The 22,608-nt window shown below is 66.8% G+C and carries 24 protein-coding genes; 13 read left to right on the forward strand and 11 right to left on the reverse strand.

From position 1 onward, the window contains the following. The first annotated feature begins 12 nt into the window (after nt 1–12). The 5 genes from RGU41_RS11830 to RGU41_RS11850 all read left to right on the forward strand — a co-directional run bounded on the left by RGU41_RS11830 (nt 13) and on the right by RGU41_RS11850 (nt 4,599). A complete protein-coding gene (locus RGU41_RS11830) occupies nt 13–1,251 on the forward strand; it encodes a Mu transposase domain-containing protein (RefSeq protein WP_322136269.1) in 1,239 nt (412 codons plus the stop codon). Continuing rightward, nucleotides 1,248–2,003: an IS21-like element helper ATPase IstB gene (istB, locus tag RGU41_RS11835; protein ID WP_322136270.1), complete on the forward strand. Its 756-nt coding sequence runs from the start codon at nt 1,248–1,250 to the stop codon at nt 2,001–2,003. The genes RGU41_RS11830 and istB overlap by 4 nt, the downstream gene beginning before the upstream one ends. Before the next feature lie 692 nt (nt 2,004–2,695). Further along, the gene (locus RGU41_RS11840; protein ID WP_322136301.1) at nt 2,696–3,670 is read left to right on the forward strand and encodes an NAD-dependent epimerase/dehydratase family protein; all 975 of its coding nucleotides are present in this window, start codon (nt 2,696–2,698) and stop codon (nt 3,668–3,670) included. A 55-nt stretch (nt 3,671–3,725) separates the two neighbouring features. Next, nucleotides 3,726–4,151, forward strand: a complete 426-nt coding sequence (locus RGU41_RS11845; RefSeq protein WP_134447153.1) for a hypothetical protein — start codon at nt 3,726–3,728, stop codon at nt 4,149–4,151. A gap of 10 nt (nt 4,152–4,161) precedes the next feature. Further along, entirely contained in the window at nt 4,162–4,599 is a 438-nt protein-coding gene (locus RGU41_RS11850; RefSeq protein WP_322136302.1) for a VOC family protein, read from the forward strand. Nucleotides 4,600–4,615: 16 nt separating this feature from the next. On the opposite strand, the gene RGU41_RS11855 is transcribed toward RGU41_RS11850, so the two are convergent. From RGU41_RS11855 to RGU41_RS11865, 3 genes are all read right to left on the reverse strand, one after another. Then, nucleotides 4,616–6,754 (reverse strand): elongation factor G-like protein EF-G2, encoded by a 2,139-nt coding sequence (locus tag RGU41_RS11855; protein ID WP_322136303.1) that lies wholly within the window; start codon nt 6,752–6,754, stop codon nt 4,616–4,618. A gap of 109 nt (nt 6,755–6,863) precedes the next feature. Then, nucleotides 6,864–8,006, reverse strand: a complete 1,143-nt coding sequence (locus RGU41_RS11860; RefSeq protein WP_322136304.1) for a DUF6544 family protein — start codon at nt 8,004–8,006, stop codon at nt 6,864–6,866. Nucleotides 8,007–8,082: 76 nt separating this feature from the next. Beyond that, nucleotides 8,083–8,709: a TetR/AcrR family transcriptional regulator gene (locus tag RGU41_RS11865; protein WP_322136305.1), complete on the reverse strand. Its 627-nt coding sequence runs from the start codon at nt 8,707–8,709 to the stop codon at nt 8,083–8,085. A 203-nt stretch (nt 8,710–8,912) separates the two neighbouring features. Here RGU41_RS11865 and RGU41_RS11870 point away from each other — a divergent pair, with 203 nt between their 5' ends. The 3 genes from RGU41_RS11870 (at nt 8,913) to RGU41_RS11880 (ending at nt 10,825) form a co-directional block, all read left to right on the forward strand. Then, on the forward strand, nt 8,913–9,533 hold the full coding sequence (locus RGU41_RS11870; protein ID WP_322136306.1) for a dihydrofolate reductase family protein: 621 nt from the start codon (nt 8,913–8,915) through the stop codon (nt 9,531–9,533). An 86-nt stretch (nt 9,534–9,619) separates the two neighbouring features. Continuing rightward, nucleotides 9,620–10,300, forward strand: coding sequence for an alpha/beta fold hydrolase (locus RGU41_RS11875; protein WP_241980945.1), 681 nt, complete (start codon nt 9,620–9,622; stop codon nt 10,298–10,300). A gap of 144 nt (nt 10,301–10,444) precedes the next feature. Next, on the forward strand, nt 10,445–10,825 hold the full coding sequence (locus RGU41_RS11880) for a VOC family protein (protein ID WP_322136307.1): 381 nt from the start codon (nt 10,445–10,447) through the stop codon (nt 10,823–10,825). Between the two features lie 43 nt (nt 10,826–10,868). Here RGU41_RS11880 and RGU41_RS11885 read toward each other — a convergent pair whose 3' ends face one another. From RGU41_RS11885 to RGU41_RS11895, 3 genes are all read right to left on the reverse strand, one after another. Then, nucleotides 10,869–11,426 (reverse strand): hypothetical protein, encoded by a 558-nt coding sequence (locus tag RGU41_RS11885; RefSeq protein ID WP_322136308.1) that lies wholly within the window; start codon nt 11,424–11,426, stop codon nt 10,869–10,871. 11 nt (nt 11,427–11,437) lie between these two features. Then, entirely contained in the window at nt 11,438–11,641 is a 204-nt protein-coding gene (locus RGU41_RS11890) for a hypothetical protein (RefSeq protein WP_134561807.1), read from the reverse strand. Between the two features lie 94 nt (nt 11,642–11,735). Further along, nucleotides 11,736–13,034 (reverse strand): LuxR C-terminal-related transcriptional regulator, encoded by a 1,299-nt coding sequence (locus RGU41_RS11895; protein ID WP_322136309.1) that lies wholly within the window; start codon nt 13,032–13,034, stop codon nt 11,736–11,738. Nucleotides 13,035–13,135: 101 nt separating this feature from the next. Here RGU41_RS11895 and hxlB point away from each other — a divergent pair, with 101 nt between their 5' ends. From hxlB to RGU41_RS11910, 3 genes are all read left to right on the forward strand, one after another. Further along, nucleotides 13,136–13,720 carry a 6-phospho-3-hexuloisomerase gene (gene hxlB / locus RGU41_RS11900; RefSeq protein WP_322140683.1) on the forward strand — a complete coding sequence of 195 codons (585 nt, stop codon included), beginning with the start codon at nt 13,136–13,138 and terminating at the stop codon, nt 13,718–13,720. Nucleotides 13,721–13,798: 78 nt separating this feature from the next. Further along, nucleotides 13,799–14,422, forward strand: a complete 624-nt coding sequence (hxlA, locus tag RGU41_RS11905; RefSeq protein WP_134558723.1) for a 3-hexulose-6-phosphate synthase — start codon at nt 13,799–13,801, stop codon at nt 14,420–14,422. A 95-nt stretch (nt 14,423–14,517) separates the two neighbouring features. Beyond that, nucleotides 14,518–14,844 (forward strand): antibiotic biosynthesis monooxygenase family protein, encoded by a 327-nt coding sequence (locus RGU41_RS11910; protein WP_134447179.1) that lies wholly within the window; start codon nt 14,518–14,520, stop codon nt 14,842–14,844. Here RGU41_RS11910 and RGU41_RS11915 read toward each other — a convergent pair. Genes RGU41_RS11915 through RGU41_RS11925 form a run of 3 tightly spaced genes read right to left on the reverse strand, consistent with a single transcriptional unit; the run spans nt 14,833 to nt 16,375 of the window. After that, nucleotides 14,833–15,477: a phospholipase gene (locus RGU41_RS11915; RefSeq protein WP_322136311.1), complete on the reverse strand. Its 645-nt coding sequence runs from the start codon at nt 15,475–15,477 to the stop codon at nt 14,833–14,835. The genes RGU41_RS11910 and RGU41_RS11915 overlap by 12 nt on opposite strands. After that, nucleotides 15,474–15,791 (reverse strand): VOC family protein, encoded by a 318-nt coding sequence (locus RGU41_RS11920; RefSeq protein ID WP_322136312.1) that lies wholly within the window; start codon nt 15,789–15,791, stop codon nt 15,474–15,476. Before RGU41_RS11920 ends, RGU41_RS11915 begins: the two co-directional genes overlap by 4 nt. Continuing rightward, nucleotides 15,719–16,375, reverse strand: a complete 657-nt coding sequence (locus RGU41_RS11925) for a VOC family protein (RefSeq protein ID WP_322136313.1) — start codon at nt 16,373–16,375, stop codon at nt 15,719–15,721. Before RGU41_RS11925 ends, RGU41_RS11920 begins: the two co-directional genes overlap by 73 nt. 233 nt (nt 16,376–16,608) lie before the next feature. Between RGU41_RS11925 and RGU41_RS11930 the strand changes: the two genes are divergently transcribed. Then, nucleotides 16,609–18,294: an HNH endonuclease signature motif containing protein gene (locus RGU41_RS11930; protein ID WP_322136314.1), complete on the forward strand. Its 1,686-nt coding sequence runs from the start codon at nt 16,609–16,611 to the stop codon at nt 18,292–18,294. A gap of 76 nt (nt 18,295–18,370) precedes the next feature. On the opposite strand, the gene RGU41_RS11935 is transcribed toward RGU41_RS11930, so the two are convergent. Continuing rightward, nucleotides 18,371–19,249: a hypothetical protein gene (locus tag RGU41_RS11935; protein WP_322136315.1), complete on the reverse strand. Its 879-nt coding sequence runs from the start codon at nt 19,247–19,249 to the stop codon at nt 18,371–18,373. A 458-nt stretch (nt 19,250–19,707) separates the two neighbouring features. Beyond that, entirely contained in the window at nt 19,708–19,875 is a 168-nt protein-coding gene (locus RGU41_RS11940) for a hypothetical protein (RefSeq protein ID WP_134447189.1), read from the reverse strand. A 166-nt stretch (nt 19,876–20,041) separates the two neighbouring features. On the opposite strand from RGU41_RS11940, the gene RGU41_RS11945 reads away from it, so the two are divergent. Then, on the forward strand, nt 20,042–22,579 hold the full coding sequence (locus RGU41_RS11945; protein ID WP_322136316.1) for an FAD-dependent oxidoreductase: 2,538 nt from the start codon (nt 20,042–20,044) through the stop codon (nt 22,577–22,579). Nucleotides 22,580–22,608: the final 29 nt, after the last annotated feature.

Consider the following 22,608-nt stretch of genomic DNA (forward strand, 5'->3'; position numbering starts at 1 on the left):
AAGGTGATCAATATGGATGATTGGGCGAAGATTCGCCAACTGTTTTCCACGGGCCAGCACTCGAAGCGGGAGATCGGCCGGCTCGTCGGGGTGTCTCGGGGAACGGTGGATCGGGCGTTGGAAACGGACCGGCTGCCGAAGTACCAGCGGCCCGCGGTCGGGTCGAGTTTTGACGCGTTCGCCCCGCAGGTTCGGGTGTTGTTGGCCGTGACGCCGACGATGGCCGCGTCAACGCTCGCGGAACGGGTCGGTTGGCTCGGGTCTGCGTCGGTGTTCCGGGACAAAGTCGCTGGGATCCGGCCGGAGTACGTGCCGCCGGACCCCGCGGACCGTCTCGTGCACGAGCCCGGACAGCAGGTCCAGTGCGACTTGTGGTTCCCCCACGAGGACCTCCCGCTCGGCCACGGGCAGCAGGGCACGCCGCCGGTGCTGGTGATGACGTCCACGTTCTCGGGGTTCTTCCAAGCCCTGATGCTGCCGTCTCGGAAGACACCGGATCTGCTCGGCGGGATGTGGTCCCTGCTCCAGGCTGCCCGCGCGGTCCCGCGACGGCTGCTCTGGGACAACGAGTCCGGCATCGGCCGTGGCAAGCTCACCGAGCCTGCGGCCGCGTTCGCGGGCACTCTCGGCACCGAGGTCAAGCTCCTCAAGGCCCGGGACCCGGAGTCCAAGGGCATGGTCGAGCGGCGGAACCGGTTCTTCCGCTCGTCGTTCATGCCGGGCCGAGTGTTCCTGTCGCCGCAGGACTTCAACGAGCAGCTCGCGTCCTGGCTGCCCGTGGCTAACGCGCGTCACTCTCGGTCCCGGCGCGCCCGCCCGGTCGACTTGATCGACCAGGACCGGGCCGCGATGCGGCCGTTGTCGCCGGTGGCGCCAGACGTGTTGTTCCGGAACACGGTGCGTCTGCCCCGGGACTACTACGTCCGGGTGCACTCCAACGACTACTCCGTCGCGCCGGCCCTGATCGGCAGGCTCGTGGACGTGAGCGCTGACCTTGACCAAGTCCACGTCGCCCACAACGGTGTCACCGTGACCTCTCACGACCGGGCCTGGGCCCGTCAGCTGACCATCACCGACCCTGACCATGTCGCCCAGGCCGCCGTGCTCCGGCGCCAGTTCCAGACCCTGCACCGCCATCAACGGCCCCAAGCCCACGTCGCGTTCGTCGAATCGGCGAGCCTGTCGGACTATGACGACGTGTTCGGTGTCGATATCGGGCCCGGCCTGCTCGAGTTGGGGAGGCTCGCGTGAGCGGGGCGGCGTCTCAGATCGAGTACTACGCCCGCGCGCTGCGCGCCCCGAGGATCGGTGACGCGTTCCGGCGCCTGGGCGACCAGGCCCGCGACGCGGGCTGGTCCCACGAGGAATACCTTGCCGCGGTGCTCTCCCGTGAGGTCTCCGAGCGGGAAGCGTCCGGTGCGGCCCTGCGGATCAAAGCGGCCCGGTTCCCCGGCCACAAGACCCTCGAGGACTTCAACTTCGATCACCAGCCCTCCGCGGACAGGAACCTGATCGCCCACCTCGGCACGAGCGTGTTCGCCACCGAGGCGAAGAACATCGTGCTCCTCGGGCCGCCCGGCACGGGCAAAACCCACCTCGCCGTCGCGCTGGGCGTCCAAGCCGCCAAACACGGCCACCGCGTCCTCTTCGACACCGCGACCGGCTGGGTCGCCCGCCTCCAAGAGGCCCATTCCCGCGGCAAGCTCGCCGCGGAACTGATCCGCCTCCGCCGTTACAGCGTGCTGATCTGCGACGAGGTCGGCTACATTCCGTTCGACCAGGACGCGGCGAACCTGTTCTTCCAGCTCGTCGCGAGCCGTTACGAACACGCGTCCTTGATCTTGACGAGCAACCTGTCATTCGGGCGCTGGGGCGAGGTCTTCGGCGACCCCACCGTCGCGTCCGCGATGATCGACCGCATCGTCCACCACGCCGACGTCCTCAGCCTCAAAGGCAACAGCTACCGGCTCAAAAGCCACCAGCCCGCCGCCGATACGGCATAGTAGAAACACACATAGTGGTCCTGTTTTCAAACGGCACTATTGGCCCTGTTTTGGGTCGGCGTCAACACTTCGCCCGAAACGTCTTGGGGGCAGCTCACCTGGTCGCGATCATCCACCCCGATAACCGGGCCTCAAGAGGCGTCGCGGAAAAGATCGGCCTTGAATTCGAAGAGGATGACCGTGGCGGAGCTATAGACGTCCGCTCCGTCTACGGGTTACGTCTGTGACCTGTCCTTCCTAGCCGGATGCTCCGCGAACTGAATTCGCATTAGGTGTGCGTCGTCGCAATGATCGTGACCACAACCACCGCAACGGTGAAAACGGCAAGAATCAGCCATCCCTGCCACGTGCGCGGACCCCAGCCGCCACCCAGTTTCTTCGGACCAAACCACGGTTCATGTTCTGCCACTTCGTCCCCCAAGAAAAGTTGAAATCTTCGTGACGCCGCCGCGGTACAATCGCACAGTCCCCGCGCTCGCACTCTGCGCGAGCGACACGATGAGGCCACTCTAGTGAGCGCCCTGACCTGACGACTATCCCCCGTTGTCGCGTTCCGCGTGCCCCCGGAGGAAACCCACCCATGCTCCGTTGTTATCGAAGGCCCGAACCACGGTCGCCTTCGGTTCCTCCGAGCTGTGCGCTCGTGGCGAACCGCCCGGTCTTCGCATGTCTGATGCACTTAGCTGTTGAGCGTGACGCACACACTCATCCTTGGCGGGACGGCCTGGCTCGGCCGCGAGATCGCCCAGCAGCTGGTTGAGGCGGGCGAGGACGTCACCTGCCTGGCGCGCGGCGAGTCGGGATCGGTAGCCACGGGCGCGACCCTCGTGCGCACGGACCGGCGAGCGTCGGACGCTTACGATGCAGTCAGGAATCGCACCTGGGATGACGTCATCGAGCTCAGCTGCGAAGCCGGCCTCGTAACCGGGGCGTTGGAGGCTCTGGCCGGCACCACCCCGCATTGGACGCTGGTATCTTCCGTCTCCGTGTATGCAAGCAACAGTGAAGCGGATGCCGATGAAGACGCCGATCTCGCCGAACCAACCGACCCGGCTGAGTACGCCCACGCCAAGGTCGCCGCCGAACGGGTCACATCCCGGGCCGTCGGCGACCGTCTCCTCATCGCCAGACCCGGTCTCATCGTGGGGCCGGGCGACACCAGTGACAGGTTCAGCTACTGGGTGGCTCGCCTGGCCCTGGCCTCGCATGAGCCTGTTCTCGTACCCGATGCTCATGGCCGTGCCGCGCAGTTCATCGACGTCAGGGACCTCGCTGCGTGGATCATCGCTGCCGGTCACCTCGGTCTCACGGGCACCTACAACGCTGTCGGCGTCCAACGGGAGCTCGCAGACGTTCTTGCTGCCGCACAGCAGGTCGCAGGCCACGATGGCGAACTCATCCCGGCGGAAGACGACTGGCTGGTCGCACACGGAGTCAACTATTGGGCTGGGCCCCGCTCCCTGCCCCTTTGGCTTCCCCGCAGCGCGGATGCGTTCTTCCAACGCAGCCGCCAACGGTTCCTCGAATCCGGGGCGATGGAACGAAGCATCCACGAGACCGTGCACGATGTACTCGCAGACGAACGAATTCGCGGCCTGGGCCGAGAGCGACGAGCGGGACTCAGCCGAGAAGACGAACTCCGCCTTATCGGCGAACTCAGCGAATGATGAACGAATAGGTCGGGTCCGAAGGCGGTCCGGGCGCTGTCGCTATACTCGCGGCATGCGGATCCGCCCAATAGACCTCGTCGACGTGCTGGTCTATCTCGTGGTGCTGGGAATGTTCATCGAGCTGTTTCCCGACGTCATCTCCGAAAGCTTCCTGTTGGCACTGCTGACGGCGATCCTGCTCAAGGTCGTCCTTGAACTCGTGCTCTTGGTCAAGAAGAATATCGTCGCGCGGATCCGCTCGGCGGAAACTCGTTGGGTTCGAATCGTCAACGTAATCACTCTGGTGCTGCTGCTGCCGGGGAGCAAGTTCCTGGTGCTCGAACTGGTCGCCCTGGCATTCGGAGATGCCGTCCGTCTCGGCGGTTTCTTTCAAGTCACTGTGCTGATCATCGTTCTCATGCTCGCGCGAGGCGGAATACGACGGGCGTTCAGGGTGGCCGACGAGACCGCAGGGTCCGGGATCGATCCGGTTCAGTAGCATGAAACGCATGTCCATCAAGCTTGAGAATGTCGGCATCGCCGTTCGCGACCTCGAAGCAACGATCGCCTTCTTCACCGACCTCGGTCTCACGGTCATGGGCCGTGACGAAGTCAGTGGCGAGTGGACCGACACCGCCGTCGGCCTCGATGGCAACCACGCCAGAATCGCGATGCTGCAGACGCCAGACGGTCACGGGCGTCTCGAGCTCTTCGAGTACATCCATCCCGAAGCGATCGAGACGGAGCCCACTCGTCCCAACGTGATCGGCATGCATCGCATCGCCTTTTCCGTCGACAGCCTCGACAAAGCCCTTGCGATAGCCGCGACGCACGGATGCTTTCCGCTTCGCGGCGTCGCGACCTATGAGGACGTCTACAAGCTCACCTATGTCCGCGGCCCCAGCGGCATCATCGTGATGCTCGCTGAGGAACTGAAAAAGAACTGAAGAAGACCTGACCGACTCACAGGGTCACGGAATCAGCCGCCACATTCAACGGCGCCGGTTCGTGCCGCAGGTAGGCGCGACGGAATCGTCCACTTCCCGCGGTCAGGGCCCGGAGATCCATCGCGTACCGCAGTAACTCCGCATCCGGAATCTCGACGGTGACCTCACTCCGTTCCTCTCCGACCGACGTGACCCCGGTCAGGTGACCCCGGCGGGTGGACAGGTCGGTCATCACCGTGCCCACATAGCTGTCCGGCACGTTGATCGTCACCGCGGAGACCGGTTCCAGCAGCTGGATCCGGCTCGCGGCTGCGGCCTCGCGCAACGCCAGCGCCCCGGCGGCCTGAAATGCGGCATCCGAGGAGTCGACGCTGTGCGCCTTGCCGCCGACCAATCTCACCCGGATGTCGACGACCGGGAACCCGGCGGAAACGCCCTTCTGCATTTGTGCCCGGACGCCTCTTTCGATCGACCCGATGTACTGGTTCGGGACCACCCCGCCGACGACCTTGTCGACGAACTCGAAGCCCGCACCGCGTTCGAGCGGTTCGACCTCGATGTCGCAAATGGCGTACTGCCCGTGCCCACCGGACTGCTTGACATACCGTCCCCGCGCGGCAATGGGCCGGGCGAACGTCTCCCGCAGCGGCGTGATGACACCGACGGTCTGCACCTTCACACCCTGGCCGCGCAGCCTGTCGAGCACGACCTCGGCGTGCGCCTCCCCCATGCACCACAGGATCAGTTGGTGGGTTTCGGCGTTCCGTTCCACGCGCAGTGTCGGGTCGACGGCGGCGACCTTCGCCAGGCTCCTCGCAAGCGCATCTTCGTCGCCGTGCGTCGCCGCCTGCACGGCGACGGGCATCAGCGGCTCCGGCATCTCCCAGGGAGTGACCAGCATCGGCCTCTCCGGAGCGGACACGGTGTCGCCGGTCTCGGCGCTCGACATCCTGGTGAGCGCGCAGATGTCACCCGCAACGCAGTACGGTGCCGGGCTGAGGGAAGACCCCATCGGGAACTGCAGGTGCGTCACTCGCTCATCACTGTCGTGGTCCGTTCGGCCCCGATCGACCAGCCCGGATCCACCGATGTGCACGGTCGAGTCCTCCCGGATCGTGCCGGAGAAGACCCGCACCAGGCAGACCCGCCCAAGGAAGGAATCGATGGTGGTGCGCACCACTTCGCCGAGTAGCGGCCCAGCTGGATCGCACGCCAGAGTCTCGATCGGCCGACCGTCCAGCTCCGCCACCGCCGGCACGCCGCGTTCCACCGGCGACGGGAAGGCCCCGGTCAACAGGTCGAGCACCTCCGCCACCCCTACCCCGGTTTCAGCGGATGCCGCCAGCACGGGAAAGAAGGACCCGCGGGCGACGGCGATTTCCACGTCCGCGATCAGGGTGTCGAGGGGGATCTCTTCGCCGCCGAGATAGCGATCCATCAGCGTCTCATCCTCGCTCTCGGCGATGATGCCCTCGATCAGGACGGCTCGCGCCGACTCGGAGTCGGCGCGTTCGACGTCGTTCGCCTGCCGACGGGCGGGACGCGGGGTGCCCGCCGAGTAGTCCGATACCGTTCCGGAGAGCAGCCCCAGCAACCCGGTGATCTCCCCGGCTGTGCGGATCGGCACGTAGACCGGCACCACCGAGGAGCCGAAGGCGCGCTGGAGTTCGGTCAGAACCGTCTCGTAGCGGGCCCGCGGATGATCGATCCGGCTGATCACGACGCCGCGCGGCATTCCGATGCTCTCGCATTCCGCCCAGAGTGCGGATGTGGCCGCGTCGACACCGTCAACGGCGGAGACGACGAACAGCGCAGCATCCGCCGCCCGGAGGCCGGCTCGCAGTTCGCCGACAAAATCGGCGTAGCCCGGGGTATCGAGCAGATTCACCTTCACCTGGTCGACAACCAGCGGAAGCACCGAGAGCGTCACGGAACGTTGCTGGTGGATCTCGGACGGATCGGAATCGCTCACCGTCGTGCCGTCGAGGATCGACCCCATCCGGTTGATGGTGCCGGTGGCCACAAGGAGCGCTTCGGAGAGCATCGTCTTACCAGCCCCCGAGCGGCCGACCAGGGCAACGTTTCGGATCTTCTCCGGACGATCCGGTGGTGCCGTCGTCCCGTTGGACGTGCCGTGTGTGCCTTTTCCGGACATGAGCAGCTCCTGACGTCGTTGTCTCGACTTTCCCGCACCGTTGTAGTCGATTTGACACCCGAGCAGGACCGGACGGCAAGGGCCGGGGCGGTCGCGTTCCCGGGAGTGATCACACGCGCGTCGCTGCAGTACCGGCGTTGTAGGTGATGGCGTCGAGGTTGTATTCGAGGTAGACGAACTCGCCCGGCGGGGCGGTTGGATGCCAGCGGCCTTCACCATGGGCGGCGAGTCGGCGGGAGCCGAACGCACGATAGTCCCGTACCGGCGTCGACCACGGTTGCGGCGTGAAGGTCGAGCCATCGTGCGAGGTGCTCATCCGGTCGTCCGAGCGGAAGTCGACGAGATCGCCGTCGCGAAAGGTCAGGTCGGCGCTCACGGTCTGCGCACCGTTCGTGAATACGCCCCTGGCATGAGTGTCGTCGATCTGCTGCCAGGCAATCGGCGCGTCGATGAGTGCCGCCGGGGCCAGAATGCACAGGTCGTTGAACAGGGTCACGGTCTCCGCCCGGTCCATCTCAGGCCCAGCGGCGTTCATCATCCGCAGCAGGGAGCACAGCTTGACGCGCATCGTGGCGGACCGGCCGACGAACACGTGCAGTACGTCGACCGGCAGGCCGAACATCGTGGCGTCCATCCAGAACAATCGACTGGGCGTTGGGCCGTACGTGTTCACCTGCTCGCCGGTGTAGGTCATCCACCGTGATGTCGCGCTTGCGCGGATCCGGCCGTGGATCGTGGCACGCAGGGTCGAAACCCGGGGCTTGCCGACAGCGCCGGAGCGGCGAATATGCTCGGCGACCAGTGCCGGGAGATGAGCCAGGTCGGATTCCGACACCAGCGCGCCCGTGTCGGGTTCGGCTTCACGCAGCGCGGTTGCGACACGACGCCGGTACTCGGCACGGTAGCTTCTCGGTCCGTTCGACGCGAACTCGTAGCCGAGCGCCGCGAGCAGCACGAGGTTGGCGAGGGTTCCCGCCTTGGCGTCGCTCCACGAAGTCAGTATCACGGTCTGGGAGATCAGCAGGCCGATGATTCCGGCGACCCACCACATCCGTGCGCGGGCCGCGAACAGCACTCCTGTCGCGACGAGCATGATCGCGGCGGCGAGCCACACCACGCCGAGCGCCGGCGCGATCGGCTCGGTCAGCGTCGCCACCTCGGCCCAGGCAAGACCGTGGGCAGCGCCGAGGAGGTGGAGCGATCCGTGTGCGATCAGGATCAGGACGACGAACCACCGCGCGAGGGTCCTCACGGGAGCACCGCCCGCACTCAGTAAACGGGAAGGGGGTCTACACGAGTGCGCAGACGTCGAGTGGTCGAGTTGCCGGTCATTCGCCGGGGCCCGTCCCAAAGCGGGCGAGCACCAGATCGACGGCCGCGCGCGCGTAGCCGGGTTCGATCGGCGCACCCGTGATCAAAAGGCTGAAATACAACGGCCCGGCAAGCGAGTTGAGCACGAAGTCGGTGTCCGTATCGGCGGCGAGCTCGCCGGAGGCGATTCCGCGCTCGACGGCAGAGCGCCAATCGAGTTGGTTGGGCTCGATGATCAGCTCGCGATAACTGGTGGCGAGCACGGGGTCGGCGGCCATCTCTGCCACCAGGCCGGGCAGAACGCGCCCCAGCGGAGTCCGGGTCAGGATGTCGATGAGCTGTTCGGTCAAGAAGAGCAGGTCGCCGGCGGCGCTGCCGGTCGCGCTGCTCCGTGCCGGACGCATTTGGGTCACCATCGCCTCGACGACGAGCTGCGACTTCTGCGACCACCGTCGATAGATGGCGGGTTTACTCACGCCGGCCCGCCGGGCGACCTCCGCCACGGTCAGGCGGGCATAGCCGACCTCAGCGAGCAATTCGATCGTGGCTCGCAGAATCGACCTGTCCGTGCCCGGATCGCGTGGGCGGCCCACATCGCTGCCCCGACCGCCGGGCCGGCGCGGCGCCATCGGTGACTCGGACACCAGAACCGCCTTCCCTTTTACGTTCCTATTAGTAACGTAACTGATGTCGTCGAGTTACGCAACGAGGCGTTACGGAACCGCCTCGCGCTTACCTGTAACCTCATCCCCAAGCCGGCCGGCCCCCTGGGGGTTCTTGACACGGTGGCGATTGGCCTGCATGGTGCTCGATGAGGCGGCTCAGCGCCGCGACGGAAGGAGTTCTCGTGACCGGTCGCATCCACATCGACCTGTTCTCCACGCTCGACGGAGTCTCCCAGGCTCCCGGGGGCCCTGAAGAAGACACCGACGGCGGGTTCAGGTTCGGAGGCTGGCAGGCGCCCCTGATCGACGAAGCAGACGGTGCCCAGATAATGGCAGGAATCCAGACCATGGACGCCCTGCTTCTGGGGCGGCGGACGTATGACATTTTCGCCGGGTATTGGCCAGACCAGCTCGACGGGTCCGCGTCCGAAATCGCACACAAATTCGACGCGATCCCCAAATACGTCGTGTCCCGGGGCACGCCGGACCTCACGTGGCGCGACTCACACCAGCTCGGTCGCGACCTCGCCGCTGAGCTGGCGGTGCTGCGCGAGCGGCACGAGGAGATCCACGTGATCGGCAGCATCGACTTCGCCCGCACTCTCGTCGCGGACGGCTTGTTCGACCAGCTGAACCTCTGGGTGTACCCGATCGTGCTGGGTGCGGGCAAGCGCCTCTTCCCACCCGACGGGCCGCCTGCGTCCCTCGAACTACTCGGCGCCGGGACTCCGTCGGAGAAGGGCACGATTCTCCTGCGCTACGGCTGGAAGGGTTCGACCCCGGAGACCGGCGACATGACCTGAGAAGACTGCTGTCAGATTCACGACCTCGCGCGGAGCCCGACCCGACTGTCGGTGGCCCGGTAGACACTGGACACATGAAGATCGTCATGGTTCCGCCATTGCTCTGCTCTCCCCTCGCTTACGCACCGGTGATCAATACGGTCTGGTCGCGCGGTCAGGTCACCCTGGCCGATACCCGTCACGACGATACGATCGCTGCCATGGCGGAACGAATCCTCCGCGAGAACGCCGGTGAAATCGCTGTTCTCGGAACAAGCATGGGAGGGTACGTCGCCTTGGAAGTGGTCCGGCAGGCACCCGACCGGGTCACTGCCCTCGCCCTTGTGAGCACGACCGCCCGAGCCGACACCCCGGAGCAGATCACCGCGCGGTCCCGGCAGTCCACACTCGTCGAGAACGGACATTTCGACGCTCTCGTCGACGCCGCCTTCCCCGGTGTCGTCTCAGCAGACAACGAGTCTGACGAAACGCTGCTGGCGACGTGGCGAGCCATGACGGCGCCCGTCGGCCCGGCCGCTTTCCTTCGCCAGCAGCGTGCCGTCGTTCAGCGCGCTGACCTCCGCTCGATACTGCCGTCCATAACCTGTCCCACAGCGATCATCCATGGAGCCGCGGATCGTCTGATCGCCCGCGACGCTGCCGAAGAGACCGCCGCCGCAATGCCTGCAGCCACAGTCACCATCATTGAGGGCGCCGGTCACTTGCTCTTTCATGAACAGCCAGCAGCAGCGCGCAACGCCGTAGCCGCCTGGCTCGAGTCAGTGTGAAGCAGCCGTAACCGTCCTCGAACCGTTGCGAGCGGCACACGCTGGCCCGATGAGCCACGGAATGCACGGAATGCACGGAATGCACGGAATGCACGGAATGCACGGAGGCTAGCGCGGGGCGAGCCTCCGGTGCAGGCTGAGCGCATGGGCAATCCCGTCGTGCACTTCGAACTCATCGGTCCCGACCCGGCCCGGTTGCGTGAATTCTATTCGGCGCTGTTCGGCTGGGATGCACCCGCGGGCGCCCCGGTGGCACCCGCGATTTCCGCATCCGCTGAATACTCGTTCATCACCCCGGAACCCGGCTGGGCACCGGCAGCCGGCGGAATCGGCGGGGGCGAGGGATTCGCCCCGCACTCGATCTTCTACGTCGGCGTCGCGAGCGTGAGCGACACGCTCGAGGCCGCCCAGCAGCTGGGTGGAACCGTCGCTCTCGGGCCGCAACGCAATGAGGGCGCTGAAATCACCATCGGACACCTCCGGGACCCCGCCGGAAACCTCATCGGCGTCGCCGGCCCCGCTTGACCGATCCTGACGTTGCTGGGGATAGATCTTCTGGCGCGGTGACCTAGCGGTTTTCGTCCCCGCCGCGCGTCCCCGCGTCAGAGCCTTCGCGATCTTCGATCGTCCGGAGTATCCAGGCTCCGGCGATCAGAAGTACGCCAAGCGGAAGCAGAAGGTCGCTCAGCGGTCCGCCCAGGTAGACGACGAAGTCTCTCAGGAAGGTCGAATCTCCCTGAATCGTCTGGGTCCAGGTCGAGATGTTCAGCTGGACGACAAAGCCGATCGCCGCGAGCACGAGTCCGAGAATGAGTGCGGCGCGAGACGTGAGCCGCAGCGGCCAGGTCGGCGCATCTTCCGCGGCTTCCAGTGGATCCCTGATGGTGACCGCTGCTTTGTCCGCCAAAGCGCGCACGACCACCGACGCGACCATCAGGGCCATCCCCAACGGCAGCAGAACGCCGGGGAACAGCACTCCCACGAGCCGCACCAGATCACTCGACAGCCAGTCCGGGTTTACGGCGCCGAACAGAGACGTGTACAGCAACCTGACTGCGACAAGTCCGAGAACGGTCAGAACCAGACCGATCCAGAATCCGCGGGCGGGAGTCAGGGTGCGGGCCATCCTCGATCCCTTCACAGGCCTCTCTGGCCTTTTTCGACATCCGCCTGGAACTGCGCGAACGCCTGCGACAGCTCGGGATTCGAACCCCTAAGCTCGCGAGCCGCCGCCCTGGCACGCGGCCGGGCAGAGAGGAGGTAGAACGCGGCAAGAACGATGACCGCCAGCACCAGTCCCCCACCCGCTATCAGCACAATCATCAAGCCACCTGCAGTCATGAAGAATCCTTCCCCGATTCCGAAACCACTGTCCGCCAAGCATCACACGAATCGCCGGTCAATGCCGCTTTATTCTGAGGGCGTGAATACCCGGTCAGACCAGGGCGGATGGCGTCTCTGCCTGGCGGACGAGGGAAGCCAGCTCGGCGCGGTTCACTGCCCCCATCTTGCGCAGCACGTTCGCGACGTGGAACTTGACCGTGTTCTCGCTGATCGACAGGGCCTCCGCGATCGCACGGTTCCGCGCCCCGGTTGCCACGAGGTCGAGCACGGCCTGCTCACGTACTGTCAGGCCCCATCCGGCCGCCGGCGCAGTGGCTGACGAGGGTGGGTCGAGGGGTAGAGAGACGACAATGTCCGAGCCCCACCCCGGCGTGGCATCCACGTGGAAGTCGCCGTCGAGTGCCGCCACCCGGGCGACGAGTTGGCGTACGCTGGGCGTCTCAGTGGACAAGTCACCCGGACCGTCATCGCGAATGTTGATCAGCAGGTTGTGGCCGTCGCAGTCCCACTGCACCCGCACTCGGGCGACCCCGGGCTGATCGACCAGGGCGAGGACGGCACCGCGCACGATCGCACGTCCGGCGTGGGCGACCTCGCCCGGCAACGCGCGGCCATTGACGGGCGGTTCGATGAACTGCACGTCGAGGTCCCCGAAGCGGGCCAGGGGCCTCAGGTCATTTCGGAGCCGCTCGAACGCCCGGGCGACCGGCTCCTCGGACAGGATGCGGTCGCGGTCGCTCACCGCGCGCAGCTGCACCATGGCGGCGACGGCCAGGTCGATCGCCGTCTGCCGCGCGGCCGCGTCTCCGGTCTGGCGCGAACGCAGAACCGCGAGCAGCAGCTCCAAAGTCGTGGAGTGGGCATCCGTCAATTCGGCGATGAGCGTGGCCCGGTCTCGCGACGCCATCCGCGAATCGCGCAGATAGTCCGGCGCGGCCACGACGACCTGGTTGCGGATGCCCGACGCGACCAGTTCCCAGAGTGCGGCGACGAGGTCCTTCGTTTCACGGACTCCGGTCGGGGTCGCCCCGGTCAGGTCGGGATCGGTCAGGACCAGAAGGGCACCTGTCAAAGCGATCCAGGCCGACATCGTTCGCTCCGACCGGGCCAGCAGCGCCCGTTCGTTCCATATCGATCCGCCTCGCGCCGCAACGGTATCGCGGAGAATGTCGAGTTCCGCGATGGTGACGTGGTCGATGACCTCCGCCTGGCCGGCTTTCTTCTGTGGGCGCCCCGTGCAGTCCTCGGTGAAGATAACCAGGGCGCCGTGCGGGATGCGCTGCTGCAGCAGGGCGGAGAAGGCCCCCGCAATGGCGAGCAGCGGGTTCGCGAGTACCTGCCGGAGCTCGATGAGCAACTCGATCGAAGGGGACTTACTCGCTTCTGACATAGATCAACCCTACTCAAAGTGCGGCAACCTACCCGAAGGAGTAGTCACATCCGCTCGTTCGGGTGGCCTGAGACGCGAACGGTGCAGCGCACGATCGAGAGATGACACCTTCCACTTCATTCGCTCGTACCACCGACTCATTGCGCCGGATTTCCGGCGAAGTCGACGGCATCGTGGAGCGGATCGTCACGGAGTCCCCGAGCGATCTCGACCGGGCCGCGGAGCGGATCCGCACCGCACGTCGGGTCTTCGTGCTCGGTGCCGGGCGCTCGGGCCTGGCCCTGCAGATGACGGCAATGCGCCTGATGCACCTGGGCCTGGATGCGCACGTGGTCGGCGAGGCGACCAGCCCGGCGATCACTGGCCAGGACGTGCTCCTGGTCGCAAGCGGCTCGGGAACGACGGCCGGAATCGTCCGCGCCGCTTCCACCGCGGCAGGCGTCGGAGCAGGCGTCGTCGCCATCACAACGGACCGGACCTCTCCTCTCGGGGAACTCGCGGACGTGATCGTCGTGATCCCGGCCGCAACGAAACAGGACCACGCCGGTGTTCTCTCTACCCAGTACTCCGGAGGACTGTTCGAGCAGTCGCTGGTCCTCGTCGGAGACGCGCTCTTCGACGCGCTTTGGAAGATGTCGGGCGCCACGGCGGAAGAGCTCTGGCCCCGGCACGCGAACCTCGAATAACACCCACCGGATGCCTCCCTGGGCCGCGACCGCGGTGCACCAGGAAGAACCCAGCACAACCGAAGTAAGGAATCAGCAATGAAACTGCAGGTCGCCATGGACGTCACCACTCTCGACGCCGCCCTCACCCTCGCCGCCCAGGTCGCGCCGCACGTCGACATCATCGAACTCGGCACCCCGCTCATCAAGAGCGAAGGGTTGCGCGCCGTCACCGCCATCAAGAACGCGCACCCCGACAAGCTCGTGTTCGCCGATCTGAAGACGATGGATGCCGGCGAGCTCGAGGCCGACCTGGCCTTCACCGCGGGAGCGGACTACGTGACCGTGCTCGGCACCGCCGGAGACAGCACGATCGTCGGTGCGGTCAAGGCCGCCACCGCTCACGGCAAGGGCATCGTCGTCGACCTGATCGGTGTGGCCGACAAGGTCACCAGGGCCCGTGAGGTCACCGGCCTCGGAGCGGTCTTCGTTGAGATGCACGCCGGTCTCGACGAGCAGGCGGAGCCTGGCTTCACCTTCCAGACCCTCCTCAACGACGGCGAGACCGCGAAGGTTCCCTTCTCCGTCGCAGGTGGCGTGAACCTGTCCACGATTCGGGGAGTCCAGCGCGCGGGCGCCACCGTTGCGGTCGCCGGGGGCGCCATCTACGGCGCCGCCGACCCCGCCGCCTCGGCCGCGGAGCTGCGCGCCGCGATCATCTAGGAGTCAGGCGAGCCACCGAGGGTTCATGCAGCCAGCGGTGGCAGCATGGGGCGAACGACGCGGTCACCACCGCATTCACAACAGAAGGAAGCCCGATGACGATCATCAAGATCAACGCGATTACTGTCCCAGCCGACAACGGCGATGAGCTGGCTCGCCGGTTCGCCGCCCGCGCAGGGGCCGTCGACGACGCCCCGGGCTTCGAAGGCTTCGAACTGCTGCAGCCGACCGACGATCGCACCACCTGGCTGGTCATCACGCGCTGGGCCGACGAGGAGTCCTTCCAGGCGTGGTCCACGTCGCCCGCCTTCGCGCACGGGCACCGCAGCGAGGCCCCGCAGGACGGGAAGCCCGCTGCGCGCCCGGTCGGTGTGAGCAGCGAGCTGTGGTCATACACCGTTGCCGGTGGTTCAGCCAACTGAGACGAGGGCCTCCGTCAGGAACCGCGACACGTCGTCGAGTTCTTCTGCGGAGATCGAGTGCGGCAGACCGGCATAGACCTTCTCGGTCAGGGCGCTGTGGCCGGGCAGCCAGGCGCTCGCCCGTGCTGTCGTCTCCGCGGAGATGACCCGGTCGGCATCTCCGTGGCCGAAGAACACCGGCGTGCGTGTAGCCGCAAGGACCTCATCGCCTGGGAGCGTGGCATCGAGGGTGAATCCCGAGAGGACGACCCCGGCGGGGAATCGCCCGGGAGCCTGGCGGAGAAGCTGGGTGACCATGAGGCCGCCCTGCGAGAAGCCGAGGGGAACGACGGGCGTGCCCGGGTGCACGTGGGCGTCCAGCCACGCGAGTACGGCATCCGCTGCCTCGATGACGGACTCTGCGCCCGGGCGCCCCGGCACAGTGATCGGGAACCAGGCGAACCCGCCGGTCGGCAGACCGAGCGGCGCACGCAGCGACACCCAGTCGAACGCGTCGGGCAGGTAGGCGGCGAGGCTCGGCAGGTCGCCTTCGTGCGAACCGTAACCATGCAGAAGCAGCAGGAGTGGGCGGGTCGACGGGAGCGCGGGGTCGACGCCGTCGCGGCGGGCCGTGATCTCGATGGCGGGGCTCACGCCGAGGCCTCGCCGACGGTCAGGGTGACGCGGGTCTTCCAGGGGTCGTCGACGCGGATGCTGGTGCCGTCGTCGTGAAGCGGAATCGCGCGGTGGCGGAGTCGTTCGGCCACAGCATCGAGATCAGCGCGGCCGGGAACGGTGATCGCCACGTCGGCGAGGCCGAGGGTCGCGGCACGCGGACCGACGCCGCGGCTGTTCCAGACATTCATCGCCATGTGGTGGTGGTAGCCGCCGGCACTCACGAACAGCGCGCCGGGGAAGTCGAGGGTCGTTTCGAAGCCGAGGGCGTCGACGTAGAAGCGCCGGGCCATCTCGAGGTCACCGACCTGGAGGTGAACATGGCCGACCTTGGCCGGACCGACGGCCAATTCTCCCCGTCCGCGGGCAGGTTCTTCTGCAGGAAGGCGCTCGGGTCGAGCGCAAGCGTGTCCATCTGGACCTGGCCGTTCTTGTAGACCCACTCCGACCGGTCCCTGTCGACGTAGAGCTCGATCCCGTTACCCTCAGGGTCGGTGAAGTAGAAGGCATTGCTGACGATGTGGTCAGCGCTGCCGACGAAGCTCGAACGCTGGTCACGGGCGGCCTGGAGCACGGTCGCGGCCAGGCCGGCGCTCGTGTCGAACAGGATGGCGGTGTGGAAGAGTCCGGCCTGGCTGCGGGCGGGAACCGGCAGGCCAGGGGTGTGCTCGAGCACAACGAGCGGGGTCGTGCCGCGACCGAGCACGACGGTGGTGCCCTGCGCGCTGATCGGGTCGAGCGCCAACGCCTCGCGGTAGTAGGAGGACATCAACGCGAGGTCGCCGACGCGCAGCGTGACGGCATCCATGCCTGTCGTCGCCGCGAGGAGGTCGCCTGTGGCGGCGCGGGATCCGGTGAGGTCAGTGGTCAGTGTCATGTTCGTCTCCTGCGGTCGCGTCGGGCTCACAAGTCATGCCCAACCCGCTTAGTTGAACCGACAACCAATACTCTAGCAGCATTACTTGAAGCGTCAAGTAAACTTTCCAGGCCGCTCAGGAGACTCTCGAATTTGCGCTCAGAATGATATTTAAGTCTGACACTCAAACCTCGATGGCCTAAATAAACTGAGTAGATCTCGTATTCGTGTTCGATTCGGGGTAGAATCGGGGTATGGCAGGAGCTTCAGATCCCCAGTCACACACCCCGCAGGCCCACGATTCAGTGGCCGCGGGCGATCAGCCCACCACGGTGGGCCGCGCATCCACCGAGTCGGCCCATCCGGTTGCGGTCGCGGTTGCCGAGGGTTTCGAGGGTGCTGAAGGATTGGCGGGGTCGGTGCCGTCGGTGCATGCGGATGCTGTCGCAAGGCTCGCCGAAGCCCAGGCGGTTCTCGCAGACGCCCTGGCCGCGATCCCGCTGGGGCTGCTCAGCGACACAGAAGCGGTCACGGCGCTGAGCACCGTGGAGGCCATCGGGCGGACGGTGGATGCGGCCCGGGTGAGCACGGCGACGGATGTGGACCGGCGGGCCCGGGTGCTCGGCCGGGAGGGTCTGGCCTGGCGGATGGGCTGCACGGGCCCGTGGGATGTCCTCACCCGGGTGACGCGGGTCTCGGCCCGAGACGTGAAGCGGCGCACGAAGCTCGGCGACGCGGTGTTACCGCGGCCGTGCGGCGGGAGCAGCTGGCTGCCGCCCTTGTTCCCCACGGTCGGGGCCGCCCTGACGGCGGGGGAGATCGGGGTGGAGACGGCGGAGTTGATCGTGGCGGGGTTGCAGGTGATCAGCCACCGGGTGGCCCCGGATGACCTGTTGACGGCGGAGCGGGCCCTGGTCGCGTCCGCGGCCGGGCTGATCACCCCGGAGACCGAGAACCTGGCCGGGGCAGGTGTCCCGGTGACCACGGACCTGATCCGGGGCATGGTCGCGCAGTGGCAGGCAGCCCTGGACCCCGACGGGGTCCTCCCGACCGAGGACCTGTTCGAGGCGAAATCGAACATCGGCTTCGGCCAACTCAAGAACGGGTTGTATCCGGTGAAGGGCGGAGTCACGCCGGAACTGTTCGGGATCATGAACACGATGTTCGACGCCTTCCTCAGCTTCCACGCCCGGCCCGCGTTCCCCACCGCGGAGGAGCAGGCCCTCATGGACTCCGGACAGATGATCCCCGGCGCCGAGACCGCGGGCACCGACAGTGACGTCGGTACGGGCCCGGAGCTCATGGTGATCGAGGCCGAGCTGCGGGAGCGGCGCGCGGACACCCGCACGAGTGGGGAGAAACGCGCGGACATCCTCCGGGCCCTGTTCGAACACGCCGCCCGCGACGAGGACACGCCCAGCATGGGCGGATCCGCCCCGACGGTGATGGTGCACGTGAACGCGGCCGACCTCACCTCCGGGATCGGCGTCGGCTGGATCGACGGGGTTGAGGCCCCGGTATCGCTGAAGACGGTGCACCAGCGCATCTGTGACGGCGGCTTCCAAGGGGTCCTCTTCGGGGAAAACAACCAGGTCCTCAAGCTCGGTCCGGAACGACGGTACTTCAACCGGGCGCAACGCCGGGCGATCACCGCCCGCGACGGCGGCTGCATCATCCCCGGGTGCAAAGCCCCGGCTCACTGGGCCGAAGTACACCACGTGAAGCCCTGGGCGCAGGACGGACCGACCAACGTCGACAACGGTGTCCTACTGTGCTGGTTCCATCACCACAGCATCGACACCTCTGGGTGGGAGATCCGGATGGTGAAGGGCTCACCGCAGGTGCGGGCGCCTGGGTTGATCGACCCGCAACGACTCTGGCGGCCACCGAACAGGCACCGCGCACACCAGGTCCTCACCGGACCACCCAACCGCGACTGACCGAGGCCGAACCCGCCTCACCGTCGTCTTCCCTGACGCGCCGTTCCGGTTCGTCGGGGGCTCGACCCGACGCCGCTCAGGCGGCGTTGAGAACGTTGACGAGCGCTGGGATCGCCGGAATCAACTGGTCGAGATTCGACTCGGCCGAAATGTCCGCCGATAGCTGCAGCCAGTTGACTCCGTCGAAAACGTCGAAGGTATAGCCGCCAGCTTCATTCGGAATCCGGATCACGCCGTCGACCCCGGGAATTGACACCTTCTCGGCGCCGGTCGTCCGCGCGATGTCCTCCTGCGCCCAGGCCCCACCGGGCAACGCGATGACGCTGAAGGATCCAATCTGGCCTTCTGGTATCGGCGACTGCGACCAGCCGCATGCGAATGCGCCTGTGCTCGTTTTGGCCGCGAAACGTCCCTCTGAGCCCTCGGTACCCTCTGAGTCATTGGACCTGACCGCGAGTCCGGGGCTGGAGACAGCGTGCGTGATGTCTGCAGCGGTCGATAGTGCTGCGCAATCCTCGCGCTCCCAGGCGCCGATGGGCGTTGCCGCCACCTCCGGGGTGCCCGCCGCCAATGCGCGACCCGAGAACGTCGCGACAAGCTTTGTCGCTGCGTTACGGGCGTCCTCGTTAACGGTTCCGACTGCCGTATAGACGTCAGCGCTGAGCCAATATCCAGCCACAGTAGCGCTGATGCGGCAGGCCCCCGACTCCGCAGAATCAGCCACGTCGGCTCCATAGCAGGCGATCTGGTCCACCGTGTCGGTCGGTACCGATGCAGCGGCCACCACCACGGCACTGAGATAGGCCGACGTGGGGCTCTCCTCCACGGACCATTGGCAGTCGATGCCACCACGCGCGGGCACCACGGCATAGTAGGGATTCTCCGCAAGTGAGCTCGCCCTGGCCGCCGCCCAACTGGTCACGTGCGTACCAACCGCCGCGGCCACCTCGTCCACAGTGAGGACTGCGGCGCAATCGCCGCCGAAGACAGCGGCCGGGCGGGTCTGCCCGGCCGACGCGGTCGCAGGCGTCGGAGTCTCGGTCGCCAGGTCCGTCGCCGAAACGGAGGCGGGCGAGGCTGGGGCTGGGCCCGTGCAGCCGGCGAGCAGAACCAACCCTGTCAAAGCCACAACACAAGCGGCCGAACGTGAACGAGCGCGCATGTCCATCTCCCCACAATCGCAGCGCCGCAGCGCCCCCGCTTCGAAACCGAGTACAACTGATGTGCTCCGAAGTCCCATTTTCAATCCTAGTGACCGCAGTGCGGCAACGGATAGGCAGGTCAGAGCCGAGAATCAGACTCTACTCCGTGGCAAGAGGAAGACCTGGGACGGCAGGTCGGCCCCGCGGACGCGTTCGGCGCATCCACCTACACCCTGGCTTGCACAGGGTCCACTCCTGAATTCGGAGCAGGCTAGCGGCCCGCGAAGAGCCGGGACAGGAAGCCACCGGACGCCTGTTCGTTCTCGTGCCCGGGGCAGCGCTGCGACTTCGGCACTCCGCGCATGACCTGGTCGACATGTTGGCCACAGCCGGCCCAGGTGGTCTTCCCGCAGGTCTTACAGGTCTTGGCGTGGCACATCGGCAGCTCCTTCGTGGGTGAAAGCACTCACTATACCCCCATGGGTATTGAGAGTGCACGGTCCGCGGTATCCCGCGGGTGTAGTGTCAGAATCAGTCCCCCAATTACCCACGGGGGTATATGCCGGGTTGGCCGAATCGCTGTCCCGGCCGACGAAAGGCACCCCATGAAGATCGTTGTCGTAGGCGGGGTCGCAGCCGGCGCATCCGTCGCCGCCCGCGCCCGCCGTTTGGACGAGTTCGCTGAGATCGTCGTGCTCGAGCGCGGTCATCACGTCTCGTTTGCGAATTGCGGTCTGCCGTACCATGTGGGCGAAGTGATTGCTGATCGCAGCCGCCTGCTCCTGCAAACGCCGGAAAGTCTGCGCGAATCCCTCGACATCGACGTGCGGGTCGGACACGAGGTGCTGCGAATCGACCGTGCCGCGAAGACCGTGACCGTCCGCGAGGTCGACGGCGGCCGCAGCTACGAGGAACCTTATGACGAACTGGCGCTCTGCACGGGCGCCGAACCACTCCGCCCTCCCCTGCCGGGGATAGACCTGCCCGGCGTGCACGTGCTGCGCCGGATCGGCGACATGGACGCCATCAAGGCCCAACTGGATGCCGCGATCGCCCTCGCCGCGACGGGCGCCCGCGGACCCGTGCGCACCGTCGTGATCGGCGCGGGTTACATCGGCCTCGAAATGGCCGAGAACCTCAAGCACCGCGGCGCCCTCGTCGACGTCGTCGAGATGAGCGACCAGATCCTGCCGCCCCTCGACCACGAGATGTCCGTCCCCGTCGAACACCACCTCCGCAGTCGCGGCATCACCCTGCACCTGTCGACTGCGGCCGCCGCATTCGCGGCCCGCCCCGACGGCGGTCTCAACGTCGAGCTCACGGACTCGACCGTCCTGGCGGCCGACCTGGTGATCCTCTCCGCCGGGGTGCGCCCGAACACCACGCTCGCGAAGGCGGCCGGGCTCGAGCTCGGCGCCCGCGGCGGGATCACGGTGGACACGCACATGCGCACCTCCGACCCGCACATCTGGGCGGCAGGCGACTCCGTCGAAACGCCGCACACCGTGCTGCCGGGGCGCTGGCTGGCCCCGCTCGCCGGACCCGCGAACCGCGAAGCCCGGGTCGCCGCCGAGAACATCTGCGGCCGAAACACCGACTACCGCTCAACCCAGGGCACCTCGATCGTGAAGATCTTCGACATGGTCGCCGGCGGAACGGGCGCCACCGAACGGCAACTCCTCGCCGCCGAGGTCCCGTACCGGGCCGTGCACGTGCACCCCTCCGGCCACGCCGGCTACTACCCCGGCACCGCGATGATGCAGCTCAAGGTCCTCTTCGCCCCCGACACCGGGCGCATCCTCGGCGCGCAGGCCGCCGGCTTCGACGGCGTCGACAAGCGCCTCGACGTGCTCGCGACCGCCCTCCGCGGTGGCCAGACCGTCTACGACCTCGAGGAGCTCGAGCTCGCGTACGCTCCTCCGTTCGGTTCCGCGAAGGACCCGGTGAACATGGCCGGCTTCGTCGCGAGCAACGTGCTCCGCGGCGACCTCACCCTCTGGTACGCCCAGGACTACCCGGAAGCGACTGCCGGGGCTCGGCTCATCGACGTGCGCACCCCGGAGGAATTCTCGATCTGGCACCTGCCGGGCGCCGAGAACGTGCCGCTCGGAAGCATCCGCCTCGAATGCGAGCTCTGGGACCGCACCGGGCCGCTGCGCCTGTACTGCGCGGTCGGGTTCCGCAGTTACCTCGCCTACCGCGCGCTCGTGCAACGCGGGTTCACGGATGTCGCCACTCTCTCCGGCGGGTCGGACACCTTCCGGTCGTGGCACGAGGTCGAGCCCGAAAGCGACGAACCCCCGCTGCCGATGACCACCTACGCCGAAGCAGCCGAGTTCACGGCCGCTGCAACGAAGGCCGCCGCGCAGGCCGCCCTGCTCGCCAACGGCACCGGCGTGCAGGTCGACCTGGACTGCTCCGGACTCGCCTGCCCAGGCCCGATCATGAAGCTATCCGAGAAGATGAAGACACTGGATGCCGGCGACGAGGTTGTCGTGCACGTGTCCGACCCCGGGTTCGCCAGTGACGCTCCGGCCTGGGCCAGGCGGAACGGACACGAGCTCGTCGCCATTTCGCCGGAGGGCCCTGGCTACGTCGCGACCATGCGGAAGGGCGGGGCCGCTCTGGCGACCCGGCCTGCGGCATCCGTCGGCATCGTGAGCTCGCCGACACCCAACAAGACCTCCTTCGTGGTGTTCTCCGGCGACCTCGACAAGGTGCTGGCCGCCTTCATCATCGCCAACGGGGCGATCGCGATGGGCGAAGAGGTCTCGATGTTCTTCACGTTCTGGGGGCTCAACTCCCTGCGCCGCACGGACCCGCCCAAGCGGGAACGCAAACTGATGGACAAGATGTTCGCCACCATGATGCCCTCGAGCGCGGGCAGCATGCCGCTGTCGCAGATGAATATGCTCGGTGCCGGTGCGGCACTGATCAAGAAGGTCATGCGGGACAACTCGGTCTCGTCGCTGCCCGATCTCATCACGTCCGCGCAGGCCGGCGGGGCGCGCCTGATCGCGTGCACGATGACGATGGACCTGCTCGGGATCGCTCCGACCGACCTGATGGACGGCGTCGAACTCGGCGGCGTCGCGACCTTCCTCGGGGAGGCGGCCGAGTCGACGACGACGCTGTTCATCTGATCGGGTCAGAACGCGCATCCGCCCGGCCA

It is taken from the genome of Cryobacterium sp. 10C3, assembly GCF_034314285.1.
GTDB lineage: Bacteria > Actinomycetota > Actinomycetes > Actinomycetales > Microbacteriaceae > Cryobacterium > Cryobacterium glucosi.

Bases quoted from the DNA above. Each gene is read 5' to 3' on its own strand.
- RGU41_RS11940 (WP_134447189.1), bottom strand. From the start codon at position 19,875: ATGTGCCACGCCAAGACCTGTAAGACCTGCGGGAAGACCACCTGGGCC.
- RGU41_RS11890 (WP_134561807.1), bottom strand. From the start codon at position 11,641: ATGACTGCAGGTGGCTTGATGATTGTGCTGATAGCGGGTGGGGGACTG.
- RGU41_RS11910 (WP_134447179.1), top strand. From the start codon at position 14,518: ATGACGATCATCAAGATCAACGCGATTACTGTCCCAGCCGACAACGGC.
- RGU41_RS11945 (WP_322136316.1), top strand. From the start codon at position 20,042: ATGAAGATCGTTGTCGTAGGCGGGGTCGCAGCCGGCGCATCCGTCGCC.
- RGU41_RS11855 (WP_322136303.1), bottom strand. From the start codon at position 6,754: ATGTCCGGAAAAGGCACACACGGCACGTCCAACGGGACGACGGCACCA.
- hxlA (WP_134558723.1), top strand. From the start codon at position 13,799: ATGAAACTGCAGGTCGCCATGGACGTCACCACTCTCGACGCCGCCCTC.
- RGU41_RS11880 (WP_322136307.1), top strand. From the start codon at position 10,445: ATGGGCAATCCCGTCGTGCACTTCGAACTCATCGGTCCCGACCCGGCC.
- RGU41_RS11920 (WP_322136312.1), bottom strand. From the start codon at position 15,791: ATGGCCCGGCGCTTCTACGTCGACGCCCTCGGCTTCGAAACGACCCTC.
- RGU41_RS11930 (WP_322136314.1), top strand. From the start codon at position 16,609: ATGGCAGGAGCTTCAGATCCCCAGTCACACACCCCGCAGGCCCACGAT.
- RGU41_RS11875 (WP_241980945.1), top strand. From the start codon at position 9,620: ATGGTTCCGCCATTGCTCTGCTCTCCCCTCGCTTACGCACCGGTGATC.
- RGU41_RS11830 (WP_322136269.1), top strand. From the start codon at position 13: ATGGATGATTGGGCGAAGATTCGCCAACTGTTTTCCACGGGCCAGCAC.
- RGU41_RS11850 (WP_322136302.1), top strand. From the start codon at position 4,162: ATGTCCATCAAGCTTGAGAATGTCGGCATCGCCGTTCGCGACCTCGAA.
- RGU41_RS11885 (WP_322136308.1), bottom strand. From the start codon at position 11,426: ATGGCCCGCACCCTGACTCCCGCCCGCGGATTCTGGATCGGTCTGGTT.
- hxlB (WP_322140683.1), top strand. From the start codon at position 13,136: ATGACACCTTCCACTTCATTCGCTCGTACCACCGACTCATTGCGCCGG.
- RGU41_RS11925 (WP_322136313.1), bottom strand. From the start codon at position 16,375: ATGACACTGACCACTGACCTCACCGGATCCCGCGCCGCCACAGGCGAC.
- RGU41_RS11895 (WP_322136309.1), bottom strand. From the start codon at position 13,034: ATGTCAGAAGCGAGTAAGTCCCCTTCGATCGAGTTGCTCATCGAGCTC.
- RGU41_RS11845 (WP_134447153.1), top strand. From the start codon at position 3,726: ATGCGGATCCGCCCAATAGACCTCGTCGACGTGCTGGTCTATCTCGTG.